Consider the following 13,823-nt stretch of genomic DNA (forward strand, 5'->3'; position numbering starts at 1 on the left):
AATATTTCACTCCCGCTACCCTCCCCACGTAGGGCGCTTCTAAAACCGGCAATTGTTACCTTATCCCCCAACGGACCCAGGCTGCGGCTGTTAGGTCCGCCGGTTTTTATTCATTCGTTTTGGGGGAACTCAGATGTACAGATTACTTGTTGGTAAACAACGCGCGGCTGGTCGCGCTTTCTGGTTAGCGGTTTTAGTGATCGGCGGCGCGAATGCGGCCGCTGGCTGGGTAGCGACGGGTCCGGCTCAGTCGGTAACCGTAGCCTGGACTAGCGACGAAGATCCGGATGCCGGCGGCCAGGCGGCTTGAGCCGGCCTTGCTGAATCCGACTCGAACTGTTCCAGGAGATAACCATGTCATTCCCAATTTTTCAGATAAGACCTCTGCCTTGGGCTGTTGCGGCGGTGCTGGCCGGCGGATCGTTGGCGGCGGTTCCGGCCGCCGCCGCGGCCCGTTACGATTTTGCCGGTACCGGTCTGCAAGGTGATCGCAACAGCGTTGCCCGCGACATCAACGACCAGGGCCAAATCCTGCTGTTGAACAATCTGCCCGGTAAGGACCGGGAACCAAGCGTTACCCGTTCCTACATTTACCGTAACGGTAGCGCTGAGGAAATCACCGTCGGCGGCAAATCGGTACAAGCTTACGCGATCAATAACCGGGGCGACGTCGTGGCCTCGGTCAATGTCGATGCCGACCATCCGTATACCAATCAACTCTTTATCCGGCGGGACGGCGCCAACGAGATGACCGGCTTGAGCACGGATAGCCGTAAAAGCCTGTCATGGGCGATCAACGACCACGGCGATATCGCAGGTACCTTGGTAGGGGACCGGAGCGTTGCCGGCGTGATCTACCGCAACGGTACGTTGCTGAAAACCGGCGGGAGGGGCGTGAATGCGATCAACAATCGCGGTGACGCCGCCGGTTACGTGGCCGGTCCGAACGGGCTAGGCTCGCTTGCCCACTTGTACCGCGACGGCGTCGGCCAAACGATTGGCGGCCTGGGCGGCGATACCAGCGAAGGTACGGCGATCAACAACGCCGGCGAGGTGGTCGGCTACAGTTCGTTGAGTCCGGATGAGTACCTCCCCCACGCCTTTCATTACGCCAACGGCCGGATGCAAGACCTGGGCAGTCTGGGCGGCGACAGTCGGGCTTCGGACATCAACGATACCAGTCAGATCGTCGGCTATTCGCGCACCACCGACAACGCCATGCATGCCGTGCTGTGGAATAACGGCCGGATTTACGACTTGAACCGGCTGGCAGCGGACGGCTGGACCTTGCACCACGCCTTGGGCATCAACCGTTACGGCCAGATCGTCGGCTTCGGTTCGCACGAAGGGGCTGAAGCCGAAGGCTTTGTACTGACCTTGCATCCGGAATGGCAAGGTAACGGCAACGGGGCTTGGGACGATGCCGCGCGCTGGAATTACGCCGGCTTCGGCAGTTTCGGTTTCGCGCCCGGCCAACCGCATGATGTTGTCGTCAATCCGGGCGGTAACGCCACTATTTTGGGCAGCGCCCATGCCAGCGTGCGCAGTCTTGTCGTGAGCGGTAGCGCCGGCCAAAGCGTGGCGTTTGATTTGAATCGTGGCTATACCGCGGCCGAGCGCGGCACTCGTCTGCAAAATGCCGCGTTGACCGGGGCCGGTACGTTGGACGGCGGCTTGCAAATCGATGCCGCCAGCCGGGTGCAGGTCGGTAGCGGCGAGCAGATGCGCTTACTGGGTGGCAGCGTCGACAACGCCGGCAGTATCCAATTGATCGGCGCCAGCGGCAATCTGGCCCGCTTGCACACCGACCGTATGTTGATCAATCAGGGCCAATTGCAACTGCAAAATGCCGCCGCCGATTTTGCCGGCGGCCTGGAAAATCGCGGCCTGCTGCAGGTCGGTTTCGGTGCCAATAGCGTAACCGGCGCCGTGACCAACGCCAAAACCGGCCGAATCGTGCTGTCCGGCAACGGCGAAACCGCATTCTGGGGCGATGTGACTTTGCAATCCGGCAGCGAATTGCGGGTCGGGCGCGATGCCGGCGCCGTGTTTTTCGGCCAGGTGGTGGTGCGCGACGGTGCCTTGTTGAGCGGCACCGGCACCAGTTATTACGAAGGCGGCCTGTCCTTGGGTAATTCGCCGGCCTTGGTGGCCAACAGCGGTAGCGCCAGCTTCGGCAGCGAGAACCTGTATCTGGCCGAAATCGGCGGTCTCGAAGCCGGTCAGCAGTTCGATCAATTGCAAGTAGCCGGCAACCTCAATTTCGGCGGTGTGCTGCAACTGATGTGGTGGGACAACTTCGCGGCCCAGGCCGGCGATGTGTTCGACTTGTTCGACTGGGGCAGCAGCTCCGGTAAGTTCACGCGGATCGATACTCGCTTCGCGACCTTGGCCAACGGTTTGCGCTGGGATTTTTCCAAGCTGTATACCACCGGCGAAATCGGCGTCGCGGCGGTACCGCTGCCCGGCGCTTTCTGGCTGTTCGGTTCGGCTCTGCTTGCTTTGGCCGGCCGCCGCCGCAACGCTTAATCCAATATTGTTAGGAGAATTATCATGAAAAACATTAAGTTAAAACAACACTCCATCCGCGGTTTGCTTGCTGTCGCCGGGCTGGGCCTGTTTTGGGTCGGCTCGGTTCAGGCCGGTACCCCCGGCCGCGGTTACAGCACCAAGCAACCCAAGCCGACGCCGATCCGCACTCAGGAATATCGGGCGCAAACCGCATGCCCGACCGCCGGCTGCGTAGAGTTCTTCGGGCCGCTGATTCGCGGCATCGGCAAGGGCGGTTAACCGCGATGTTGCCCGGCGGTTTGGCTGCGATGCCGTCGCCGGGCGTGTTTGTTGTCCCGCCCATCAATACCGTTTCACCCTGATGTTTTCGAAGGGCGTGCGTCATGGGCTACGACAGCCAGAAACGAGAGTAATCAGGAGTATCCCATGCGTATCTTATTAGTTTCCACAGCATTCTCAGGCCTGACCCAGCGTTTTTTTACCGAACTCAACGATGCCGGCCATGACGTGTCTGTCGAATTGCATTTAGGCGACGAAGCCCGGCTGTTGGAGGGGGTTGAGCTGTTTCATCCCGAACTTATCCTCTGCCCGTTTTTAACCCGGCGCATTCCGGTCACGATTTACCAGCGCTACACCTGTCTGATCGTACACCCCGGCATAAAAGGCGACCGCGGCCCGTCTTCGCTGGATTGGGCCATTCAGGAAGGTTTGCCGGAGTGGGGCGTAACCCTGCTGTCAGCCGACGCGGAAATGGACGCCGGGCCAATTTGGGCCAGTCGCACGTTTCCGATGCGCGCGGCCACCAAAAGCAGCTTGTTCAACCGGGAAGTGACGCAAGCCGCCGTCGAGTGTCTGTGGGAAGCCATGAGCTACATACAGGCTCCCAGCTTCCGCCCGGAACCCCTGGATTACGGCAATCCCAGCGTCACCGGCAGATTGCGCCCGGCGATGAAGCAGAGCGATCGCGCCATCGACTGGCAACAGCACAGCAGTGCCGAAATCGTGTCCAGAATTCGCGCTGCGGACGGCAGTCCCGGCGTACTGGATCAAGTGTGCGGTCAGCCGTTTTACCTGTTCAACGCCCATGCCGACGACCAGTTCATCGGTAAACCCGGCAGCATCGTGGCGATCGCCGAACAGGCTATTTGCCGGGCCACCGTCGACGGTGCGGTCTGGATTGGCCATCTCAAACCAAAGCGGGCGGACGGAAAGGGCATTAAGTTGCCGGCCGCAATGGCATTGGGTGACCTGCTCCAAGCGCCACGGCAGGGCATGGCCCGCTGGTTCGCAACCGGGGTCAAGCGCCTGACGATCGATCACTTGAAGCCGGGCCGACAATATCCGCTACAGGAGATCTGGTACGAGTTGGAAGGGGACGTGGCCTTTCTGCACTTTACTTGCCACAACGGCGGTATGAGTACCGATCAATGCCGTTTACTGCTGAAAGTGTATCGCTATCTGGCGGGGCTAAGCGTCAAAGCAATCGTATTGATGGGCGGTGACGACTTCTGGTCAAACGGCATTCACCTCAATCACATCGAGGCCGCCCAAAACCCGGCGGACGAATCCTGGCTGAATATCAACGCCATCGACGATCTGGTCAGACAAATCATCCAGACTCCCGACAAACTCACCATCGCCGCTGTGGCCGGCAACGCCGGTGCTGGCGGGGCGATTCTAGCGTTAGCCGCCGATCTGGTTTGGGTGCGGGATGGGGTGGTGTTCAACCCGCATTACCGCAACATGGGCGGACTATACGGTTCGGAATATTGGACTTATCTCCTGCCCAGGCGAGTGGGGGCGGAGGCGGCGGAGCGTTTGTCGACAGCCTGTATTCCGCTCAGTGCCAGGAAGGCATGGCAACTGGGTATGGTCGATCAAGTGCTGGATAGTTCGCATGCCTTGTTTGTCGCCCAAGTCAAACACCTGGTACGCCACCGTCTCGAAAACGACGCGTTATTGCGGGAAGAACTGGGCGCCAAAGCCGGTCGGCGTTGCCGCGACGAAGCCGAGCAGCCGTTGGCGGCTTATCGTCAGGCAGAGTTAGCCCAAATGTTCGAAAACTTTTACGGCAGTGGCGACTACCACGAGGCCCGCAAGGCTTTCGTGTTCAAACAGGCCGCCAAAGACACGCCGCTTGCTATCGCCAGCCATCGGCAAGCGGAAGCCAAAGCCCAAGTGGTTCGGCAACAGCCGTCGCGATCGGTATCGCCCGACAGATCGCGCAATGCCGGCGCTTTACAAAACTCTTGAGATTAAAACTTAACCAGAGGTGAACGAAATGACTACCAATCTGCAATTGGATAATCCTTTAACCGCGAATTCTCAAGCGGTGACCGACCAAAACGGCAACCGCAGTTCTCTTAATATTTCCAGCGATAGGTTGGGCATCGGCACCGCCGACCCGAAAGCCAAACTGCACGTCAGCGCGGACATTGTGGCCGGCACCGACGCCAACGGCTATCGCTATATTTTCCACACCAGAACCCATGCCGGTGGCGATTTTCTGCATATCACCGGCGACGATGCGAATGGCACCTGGCAGTGGGATAGAGGGATTTCATTGGTTAAAGCGACCGGAAATGTGGGCATCGGTACAACCCATGCCAGCCAGCGGCTGACGCTGGGTTCCGGCAATGTGCAATTGCCAGCGCCTGTAGCTGGCGAGCATGGCAATCTGTATTTCGGCGGGATAACCGACCAAGGCCAGATAGGCATGCGTCTGTTCGGCGGTCCTATCGGCGAAGTCTACCAGTCCGGATTCATCGACGTACGTGCCGGCAACCTGGAAAACGGCTTGGTATTCCGGGTGGACGACGTGCAAGGCGGTATGGAACGGATGCGGATCAACGCTAACGGTAACGTCGGCATCGGTACCCAAACCCCGGAAGAAGCCTTGCACGTGGCCGGTAACATTGCCGTCAACGGCGATATTCGCCTGCTCAACGCCGATTGCGCCGAGGACTTCGACATCTGCGATGCGGATATCGAAGCCGGAACCGTGATGGTATTGGGTGACGACGGCTCACTGCATCCCAGCAGCCAGGCCTACGACAAGCGCGTGGCCGGCGTGGTGTCCGGCGCCGGGCAATACCAGCCCGGCATCGTGCTGGACAAACAACCGACCGGCAAGCCGCGCAAGCCGATTGCCTTGATGGGCAAGGTGTATTGCAAGGTCGACGCCGAGTTCGGCGACATTGCCGTCGGCGACTTACTGACTACCTCGCCGACGCCGGGCCATGCGATGAAAGCCGGAGACGCCGCACGCGCCTTCGGTACCGTCATTGGTAAAGCGTTGCGGCCGTTTGCGGATGGCCAAGGCTTGGTGCCGGTGTTGGTTGCGTTGCAGTAAGGGCAGTGCGCTAGCCAAACGTTTTCGGCCGTTTCCGGCCTGTATCCATCTATTTCTATGGGAGTAAAACCATGGCGACCAATTTGCAGCTAGAAAACGCCCTGAGCGACCAAGCTCAAGCGGTAACCGATCAAAACGGTGCTCGCAGTTCCCTTAGTCTATCTGCCGAGCGGGTCGGTATCGGTACCGCGGTCCCGCAAGGCAAACTCGACGTCGCCGGCAATCTGGTGTTAAACGGCAATCCCAGCACCCAATTGTCGGCCAACGGCGACAGCATCAACTTGAAGGGCAACGGCAGTATCGTGCTCGATCTTAGCCCGATTGGCGGTGGGCAGTTGCATATTGCCTGCAACCGCGACGACAACAAAATTTATCTGGAAGGATTCAGTTCCGACGGCAACGGCCATGCGGCGGAGCTGTTGATCACCGGGCGCTACACCCAGCCGATCCCGCAATTTACCGTGAACGCCAAAGCGGCCAAGATCGCCGGCAGCCCCTTGATTTTCGATTTGAGCGGCAGCGGCGGCGGCCAATTGTTGATCGGCAACAATTTGAACGATAACCGCATCTATCTGGAAGGTATCGGTAGCGACGGCCGCAGCACTGCCGCGGAGATTCTGATCACCGGCGCTTTTCCCAACAAGGTCCCGCGGTTTAGCGTGTTGGCGGACACCTCGTCCTTCAACGGCGACGTCGAAGTGTCAGGCGATATCCGTTTACTGAACGCCGACTGCGCCGAGGATTTCGACATCTGCGACAGCGAAGTCGAGGCCGGCACCGTGATGGTGTTGGGCGACGACGGTGCGCTGCATCCCAGCAGTCAAGCTTACGACAAACGGGTGGCCGGCGTGGTATCCGGCGCCGGCGACTACCGGCCCGGCATCGTGCTGGACAAACAACCGACCGGCAAGCCGCGCAAGCCGATTGCGTTGATGGGCAAGGTGTATTGCAAGGTCGACGCCGAGTTCGGCGACATTGCCGTCGGCGACTTACTGACTACCTCGCCGACGCCGGGCCATGCGATGAAAGCCGGCGACGCCCTCAGCGCTTTTGGCGCGGTCATCGGTAAAGCCTTGCGTCCGTTGAAAGGCGGTAAGGGCTTGGTGCCGGTTTTGATTGCTTTGCAATAACCAACTTTAAGGAGGCGAACATGCCTAGTTTACGCAGTAGCGGATTAATAACCGGCTCATCCGTCAGTATTCGGCAACTGGCGAAACCCTACAAATTGCCGAAGCCGCTATCGGTAAGGCAGCTGATGGCGGCTATGGGTATCCCCAATTACCGGGATGCCGGCATCAAACGACAACGGCTGTTACCGTTGGCATTGTTTCAGCGCAAATTCGACGAGTTTGTCAATTTGCGGGAACGCATGTTGTTTCAAGTGCGGCTCTCCGGTAGCCAATTCGGCGAAAACTGGGTGTTCGTGCATTTTGAGGACGAGGTTTACGGCACCCGGCGCCTGCTAACCAAGAAACGTATTGGGGGCAAATTTGTTCGGATCAACGACTTAGGTACCGATCGCATCCGTTTGACCATGGGTTCGCCGCAACCGGGTGCGCCCGCTGAGATCGGCATCGAAGTTGAGTTCGAGACCAAAGGCGTGGAGCCGGAAATCCAGATCGAATGGTTACCCGACGTCAACATCAAAAAACTGAAATTTAATTTTGCCGTACCGCTGATGCTTGATGGCGAGCAACGGCTATTGAATATCGCCGGCTTCGATGACTTGGTGAAGCAGGCTCTGCTTGGCGTTCAATACAAGGCGCTGGATAGCAGGCTTATGCTGGCAGTCGTCGAATTCAGAGGCAAGGTATTCAAGGCGACCGGTTCGGTCGGCGCTAAAGCTTCGCTGCGGGACGATTTGCGAGTGAAGCTTTACAAGGAATTCATCCGTGTCGACATAGACTTTGATTGGGTCCCCGGAGATAGTCTGATCATCAAGAAAGTCGAAAAACTGTTCACTGAAATTGGCGCAGCAATACTGGTGCAACTGGCGAAGGGTAGACGGACCGCGAGCGGCCACGAGCCCGGCCTGAACCGCTACCTCAGCGAATGGTTGCTGGGCAAGGATACTGCGGTGGTCGGGGCGTGGTGCGACGGCAGCCGGCTGTTGATCGACTATTTGGGCGGCGAACAGCGCCCGCCGATCCCGGAAACGCCGCAGCCGCCGTTGCCGCCCGGCCGGTTGGCCAACATCGACCATATCGTAGTGCTGATGATGGAAAACCGATCCTTCGACCACATGCTGGGTTATCTGAGTAAAGAAGGCGGCGCCGACGGCCGGATTCGCAGCGACATCGACGGCCTGAACGGCAACGAAACCAATTCGTACAACGGCGTCGATTACCCGTCTTTTCCGTTGCCCGGTACGCTGTTCATCGAAGACCCTTGCCACGGTTTTACCTGCGTCAAGACCCAGGTCAACTGGGACGACGCTAACCCGCCAAAGGGCCGTATGGATGGTTTCGTCACCAGTTTTGCCGAAAAATTTGCCGCCAAAGGCACCGATTCGGGCAAGGTGATGGGCTATTATCAGGCGCCACAAGTGCCGGTATTCGATGCCTTGGCGCGGGAGTTCATGGTTTGCGACCGTTGGTTTTGCGCACATCCGGGGCCAACCTTTCCGAACCGTTTTTACCAAGTCACGGGCCGCTTGAGCCGCAACGCCGCCAATAAGTTTGAGGTGGGCAATCCCAAATTTTCCGGCGGTGCCCGCTTGGCCGACGATAAAACCATTTTCGAACACCTGAGTGCGGCCGGTGTGTCCTGGCGCTATTACGAACACGGTTATGGTTTTCTCCGGCTGTTCGACCGTTACGTGTTCGACAATGACCGGGTATTGGATGCGCGCGATCCGGAGCATGGCTTTTATGCTGCCGCGCGCAACGGCACGCTGCCGGCGGTGACGTTTATCGACCCGGACTTCATCGATGCGCCGCCGGGCGCCGACGACCACCCTCCCACCGATATCGGCCACGGCCAGCGTTTGATCGGAGAAGTGGTCAATGCCTTGATGGCCGGGCCGGGTTGGGACAAAACCTTGTTGATCATTACCTACGACGAACACGGCGGTTTTTTCGATCACGTGTCGCCGCCAACAGCGCCGCTGATTTCCGGTGCCGCGACCACGGAGGGTATGGACCGCTATGGCCCCAGGGTACCCGCCTTGGTAGTATCGCCTTGGGTCGAGCGCGGCAGCGTCGCCAAAAAAACCTTCGACCATACCTCTATCCTGAAAACGATTGCCAAACGCTTTTTGTCGAATAACCCGCCGGATATGGGCGAACGCATGGCGCAAGCCAACGATCTGGAGCCGTTTCTGCGTGCCAGCCCGCGCGGCGACAGGCCAGCCATTCCGGTGCCGCCGCCGCCGGCGGTACCGGTGCGTCCGGTGCCGGATTTCTGGGAAGGCGCGGACGATGAGGATTTTCATGCGATGTTGTTCCGCAGACGCTACCAGTTCTTCGCCGGCTCGACCCGTGCCAGGGAATGGGATGGAGACGGCGACGGCGATACCGGCCCGTTACCGGACGGGGGTGGGCCGACTTCGCCGAAATAAGTCGACCGTTCCGGGTAAGGTCGATCGCCATTGAATCGACTCTGATATGTTTTAACCGGTCGCCTTGAGTGCAGTCGAAGGGCTCAGGGCGAAGGGACATAAAAACAGCGCAAGGTCGGATCAATACACCAAGCTCCGGCGGCCTCGAATTATTGGGTATGTTGATTGGTATATCACTATCCGCTTGCGATAATCGTTAGCCTCCACTGCCGGCAAACGCTGGTAAATCGGTTAATGCCGTGCGATTGAAACGAGGTTAAACGCATGTCTGCCATAGAATCCAAATATCGAAACGAAATCGAAGTGGAGCGGTTGTGGGTGACGACCGCGATCAGCAATTCCGTGCTGTTAATGCTGCCGTTCCCGGTGCTGATCGTGATCGATCTGTGGCATACCGCGCCGCACAATCAATTGCTGGCATGGTTTGTGTTTTCATCCTTGACCCATTTATCGCGTTGGTCGATTTTGCATTACTACCGGCCCCGCAAGCAGCGCCTGGCGGCAAACATCACGCTGTACAAAATGTTGGTGTTATCGGCCGGCGCGCTGACCAGCTTGGGCTGGATACTGTGTATCGTTCTGTTTCTGGATATCGACGACCCCGCCAATGTGTTGCTGGTCTGCTTGCCGCCGATTATCCAGGCCGTAGGCGCGATGATGAGCTGGTTTGCTTACTATCCGGCCGTCTTGATGCTGTCGATACCGATCGGCCTGACTTTTGTCTTTGAGTTGCTCTATTACGGCGGCGAACATTTCGTTGCCGCGGCGATCACGATTTCGTTTTTACCGCTGTTAAGCTACTACTACACACAAAAATTTTCCAACATGCTCAACCACGCGCTGGAGTTGAGTTTCGAGAATGTCGCGCTGCGCCAGGAATCGGAAGAAAAATCGACCTTGTTGGAAACCGCGCTGGAAAACATGGGGCAGGGCATCGCGATGTCGGACGAGAACGATGGCTTGCGGATGTGGAATGCGCGGTTCAGCGATACCTTGGCCGCGGTCGGCTGCCAAGTCGAACCCGGCAAGAACTTGGCGCAGTTGTTGGCTGCGGCGAATCCGCCGCTGCCGGTCAGCGCCCAAGGCCCGGCCCATTACCATCTGCCCGGCGGCCCGGTATACGAAATTCTGCAGGTACTGTTACGTCACGGCGGCCGGGTGATTACGTTTACCGACATCAGTAACCTGATCAAGCGCGAGTTGGCTCTGGAGAATGCCCGGCGCGACGCGGAACGGGCGAATGCCGCCAAAACCCGGTTTCTGGCCGCGGCCAGCCACGATTTACGTCAACCGATTCATGCGCTGGGTTTGTTTTTCGGGGAATTGTCGGAGCGGGTTCGCGGCGAGAACACGGCGCACTTGATCGATCGGATCGATGACGCTATCGACGCCGTCAATTCGATGCTGAGCGCCCTGCTGGATGTCTCTAAGCTGGACGCCGGCGTAGTCACGCCCGAACTGCAAGCCTGCGATCTCGCCGAGTTGTTCGAGCGGCTGCGCGCCGAATTTCAGCCTTTGGCTCAGGAAAACCGTAATACCGTGCACTTCCGGCCCGGCCGATACCCGGTGGTGACCGATCCGGCGATGTTGGAGCGGATGCTGCGCAATCTGATCGGCAATGCCCTGCGCTATACCGAGAACGGCCGGGTCTTGGTCGGTACCCGGCTGCGTGGAGCGGAACTGGAAATTCAGGTGATCGATACCGGACGTGGTATACCCGAGGACCAGTTAAACGAAGTCTTCGTCGAATTTCACCAGCTACACAACGCCGGCCGCAATCGCCGGCAGGGTTTGGGGTTGGGATTGGCCATCGTCAAACGGCTGGCGCGGCTGCTCGGCCATCCGCTCCAGGTGCGTTCTGCCCTGGGCAAAGGCTCGTGCTTTTCGCTGAGGATGCCGTTGGCGCTAAAGTCTGCGTCGCGCCCGGCTCAGGCTCAGGCCGGCCATCCGCTGCTGGCGACCACGCTGCTGGCCGGGAAGCAGGTGTTGTTGCTGGATGACGATAGTAGTGTGCTGGAGAGCATGAGCGGCCTGTTGTCGCGTTGGGGTTGCCGGGTTTTGGCGGCGGCATCCTTGTCGCAAGCTTTGGATGAGCTGGCGCGGGCGGATTCGGCGGTTGACTTGCTGATTACCGACTATCGGCTGGCCGATAGCGTTTCCGGGATCGATTTCGCGCGTGATTTGCGGGAAACACTGGGCTACCGGTTCGAGGTGCTGGTCGTCACCGGCGATACCGGTCCCGAACGCTTACGCGAGGCCGATGCCAGCGGCTTTCCGTTGCTGCACAAGCCGGTCAATCCCGCCAAACTACGTGCAACCTTGCAGCACTTGCTTGGCGCGGCAAATGCCAGATCGTGAGGGGCGGAATCAAGCAAACTACGACGGCGTTCCAGCAAATTCGAAGTGATCGGCTTGCAAAACGGGAGGAGTTCATAGACGGATTCGGAGCGTGGCGACAATCCGCCAAAATCCAAACCAAGTGCAAGATCAAATGGCGCAGGTATATCGCAAGACATCAATGGTGGATTGTTTCGCGAATCCACCTTACGCCAATCGTTTATCTGCCGTACGGCCGTTCGATCAAAACAGCCGGGCATTCAGGTTGGATCGCCGTCATCGCTTTTGATTCAAACCCAGCCAGATTTTGAACGCCTTGGATCGGCCAATTTGCGACCTTCGTGGTTGATTTCTGAATGGCCGGTTTATGATAGAAATTGCTCGTTTAACGTGTAGCTGAGGGGCGCGCCGAAGGCGCGTCCCAGCCCCCAAAGGGGGCGAACTCGAGCGTAGGGTTAGGTGCGTTATTCAATTTGCCACCGATTGATTACCGATTATTGAGCTGATAAATCTCTTCAATTTCTTCGGGCGAAAGCTTTGAGAGGCATTTCTCCACTTCTGCTGCATCAACACCAGCCGGAAAGTACATGGTGATAACCTCACCACCAACCCTCTCCGCTGAACTCCTTGATTCGTACAGGAGATCGCATTTCTCAGTCAAATAGTCATCGATGAAATCAAATAAATCGTAGTCTCCGATGACCAACAATACTCTGCCGCTTTCGTGAAACCCAATGTCGATATGTGGGAGTACCTGCTTCATAACATAGAGCACCTAACGACCCAAGCTCAGCGACCCTGCCCACAGGACGCAATGATTTCAACCGCGACGCTCACCCCGGGTTCGCTGCAGCGCATGGTTAGACCTCTTGTGTCGCTTCATCTGAACTCCTGCTCTCTGAACGAAACCGAACGTCGCGACGACCTCCGATGGACGGAACAGCGACGTAAATAACCGGCTCTGGCAAATCTGGAACGCGTGCTGGCGCGCTGACATCTCCATGCGCGAATACCGAGATGGACTCCATAATCCTCTTCTTGGTGTCGTAAAGCCCGGACGCGTGAAAGTCTGTGCCATCGACGCGCAGCAAAATGAGCGGTGGTGCAATGTGGTCCAAAGGCACGACATCAGACTCAAGCAGTGGTCGCATCGAAGTCTCGTCGCCACCAATCGGCCCATCGTCCTCGTCGGGCAAGCCTAGCTGCATACACCAAAGCCAAACCGGATGAGCGCGCATGTCCTCAAGCTCAATCTCGTGAATGAACTTCCAAGCACCGTAGCGTGGATCTGGAGAATTGAGTGAGTCGTCCATAGAGGTCTAACGATAAGGGTAACTTGCCGGCGAAAGCGTAGCGACGATAGGAGCGTAGCTTTTGCCGGTCAAGTTGACCCGTTGGTTGGGCAACATGTTGCCTGCTCACCGCAGTAATTTGACCTTGGTGCATTCTGTGATGTGGTCAAGCACACCTGAATACATATCAAAGTGCCCACCTAGCCCGGCCTTGAAGGTTCCCTTTATCGTGGCATAGGTGTCTTGGCACTTATGGAGATTAATAGCACCAGCCATATTAAGCCACAGCGCATTGTGACTGTTACCATATAGAAAATCGTCTTTGTGAAGGTAGACGCCATTACCTTCAAACTCCCTGTGGACGTACCCCTGCACTAAGACCTTTTGGCCATCGAACAATTCGGGATTCGAAATGAGATCGACCATGGAGAGCCAGCAGTAACCATCAAAAATTCGCTGCTGCATCTCGCACTTGCGGTATTTAGCACGGGACTCAGGTTCCGGCGGATTCTGCTGCGAGATCGCACATGGAGCCGCAAGAGTCCCACTTAGGAAGAACAGCGCCAATAGGCAAATACGTTGAATCATGTCGCCCAACTAGGAATTAGAAAGTTCTGTATATCATCAATGATAGGCGGCTATGACAGGTAATGATTCAATCGCTGCCATTGAATCACGTTAGGCGGTAGGCAGCAAAGGGTCGGTTGTGCCAATTTGCCACGTCTAAAAGCAGTCATTCGAAACTGGCGTAACGATACCGAATCGATGGCTG

General features: G+C 57.7%; 10 protein-coding genes. 7 read left to right on the forward strand and 3 right to left on the reverse strand.

The window, feature by feature from the left end; all coding sequences use genetic code 11:
* Positions 1-354: 354 nt before the first annotated feature.
* The 7 genes from AC0IM9_RS12230 (at position 355) to AC0IM9_RS12260 (ending at position 11,780) form a co-directional block, all read left to right on the forward strand.
* Positions 355-2,529: a hypothetical protein gene (locus tag AC0IM9_RS12230; protein WP_482804179.1), complete on the forward strand. Its 2,175-nt coding sequence runs from the start codon at positions 355-357 to the stop codon at positions 2,527-2,529.
* Between the two features lie 24 nt (positions 2,530-2,553).
* Positions 2,554-2,790, forward strand: a complete 237-nt coding sequence (locus tag AC0IM9_RS12235) for a hypothetical protein (RefSeq protein WP_278209690.1) — start codon at positions 2,554-2,556, stop codon at positions 2,788-2,790.
* Between the two features lie 147 nt (positions 2,791-2,937).
* Positions 2,938-4,764, forward strand: a complete 1,827-nt coding sequence (locus AC0IM9_RS12240) for a hydrogenase maturation protein (RefSeq protein WP_482804180.1) — start codon at positions 2,938-2,940, stop codon at positions 4,762-4,764.
* A gap of 28 nt (positions 4,765-4,792) precedes the next feature.
* A complete protein-coding gene (locus AC0IM9_RS12245) occupies positions 4,793-5,863 on the forward strand; it encodes a hypothetical protein (RefSeq protein ID WP_482804181.1) in 1,071 nt (356 codons plus the stop codon).
* A 71-nt stretch (positions 5,864-5,934) separates the two neighbouring features.
* Entirely contained in the window at positions 5,935-6,993 is a 1,059-nt protein-coding gene (locus AC0IM9_RS12250; protein ID WP_482804182.1) for a hypothetical protein, read from the forward strand.
* A gap of 20 nt (positions 6,994-7,013) precedes the next feature.
* Entirely contained in the window at positions 7,014-9,422 is a 2,409-nt protein-coding gene (locus AC0IM9_RS12255) for a phospholipase C (protein WP_482804183.1), read from the forward strand.
* A 264-nt stretch (positions 9,423-9,686) separates the two neighbouring features.
* The gene (locus tag AC0IM9_RS12260; RefSeq protein ID WP_482804184.1) at positions 9,687-11,780 is read left to right on the forward strand and encodes an ATP-binding response regulator; all 2,094 of its coding nucleotides are present in this window, start codon (positions 9,687-9,689) and stop codon (positions 11,778-11,780) included.
* 466 nt (positions 11,781-12,246) lie between these two features.
* Here AC0IM9_RS12260 and AC0IM9_RS12265 read toward each other — a convergent pair whose 3' ends face one another.
* The 3 genes from AC0IM9_RS12265 to AC0IM9_RS12275 all read right to left on the reverse strand — a co-directional run bounded on the left by AC0IM9_RS12265 (position 12,247) and on the right by AC0IM9_RS12275 (position 13,639).
* Entirely contained in the window at positions 12,247-12,522 is a 276-nt protein-coding gene (locus AC0IM9_RS12265; protein WP_482804185.1) for a hypothetical protein, read from the reverse strand.
* A gap of 97 nt (positions 12,523-12,619) precedes the next feature.
* On the reverse strand, positions 12,620-13,072 hold the full coding sequence (locus tag AC0IM9_RS12270; RefSeq protein ID WP_482804186.1) for a hypothetical protein: 453 nt from the start codon (positions 13,070-13,072) through the stop codon (positions 12,620-12,622).
* A 105-nt stretch (positions 13,073-13,177) separates the two neighbouring features.
* Entirely contained in the window at positions 13,178-13,639 is a 462-nt protein-coding gene (locus AC0IM9_RS12275) for a hypothetical protein (protein ID WP_482804187.1), read from the reverse strand.
* Positions 13,640-13,823 lie beyond the last annotated feature (184 nt).

It is taken from the genome of Methylomonas sp. Uni0011 (genome assembly GCF_056850255.1).

Coding starts and splice junctions, on each gene's coding strand:
- AC0IM9_RS12255 (WP_482804183.1), top strand. CDS start 7,014: ATGCCTAGTTTACGCAGTAGCGGATTAATAACCGGCTCATCCGTCAGT.
- AC0IM9_RS12270 (WP_482804186.1), bottom strand. CDS start 13,072: ATGGACGACTCACTCAATTCTCCAGATCCACGCTACGGTGCTTGGAAG.
- AC0IM9_RS12245 (WP_482804181.1), top strand. CDS start 4,793: ATGACTACCAATCTGCAATTGGATAATCCTTTAACCGCGAATTCTCAA.
- AC0IM9_RS12235 (WP_278209690.1), top strand. CDS start 2,554: ATGAAAAACATTAAGTTAAAACAACACTCCATCCGCGGTTTGCTTGCT.
- AC0IM9_RS12265 (WP_482804185.1), bottom strand. CDS start 12,522: ATGAAGCAGGTACTCCCACATATCGACATTGGGTTTCACGAAAGCGGC.
- AC0IM9_RS12260 (WP_482804184.1), top strand. CDS start 9,687: ATGTCTGCCATAGAATCCAAATATCGAAACGAAATCGAAGTGGAGCGG.
- AC0IM9_RS12240 (WP_482804180.1), top strand. CDS start 2,938: ATGCGTATCTTATTAGTTTCCACAGCATTCTCAGGCCTGACCCAGCGT.
- AC0IM9_RS12230 (WP_482804179.1), top strand. CDS start 355: ATGTCATTCCCAATTTTTCAGATAAGACCTCTGCCTTGGGCTGTTGCG.
- AC0IM9_RS12250 (WP_482804182.1), top strand. CDS start 5,935: ATGGCGACCAATTTGCAGCTAGAAAACGCCCTGAGCGACCAAGCTCAA.
- AC0IM9_RS12275 (WP_482804187.1), bottom strand. CDS start 13,639: ATGATTCAACGTATTTGCCTATTGGCGCTGTTCTTCCTAAGTGGGACT.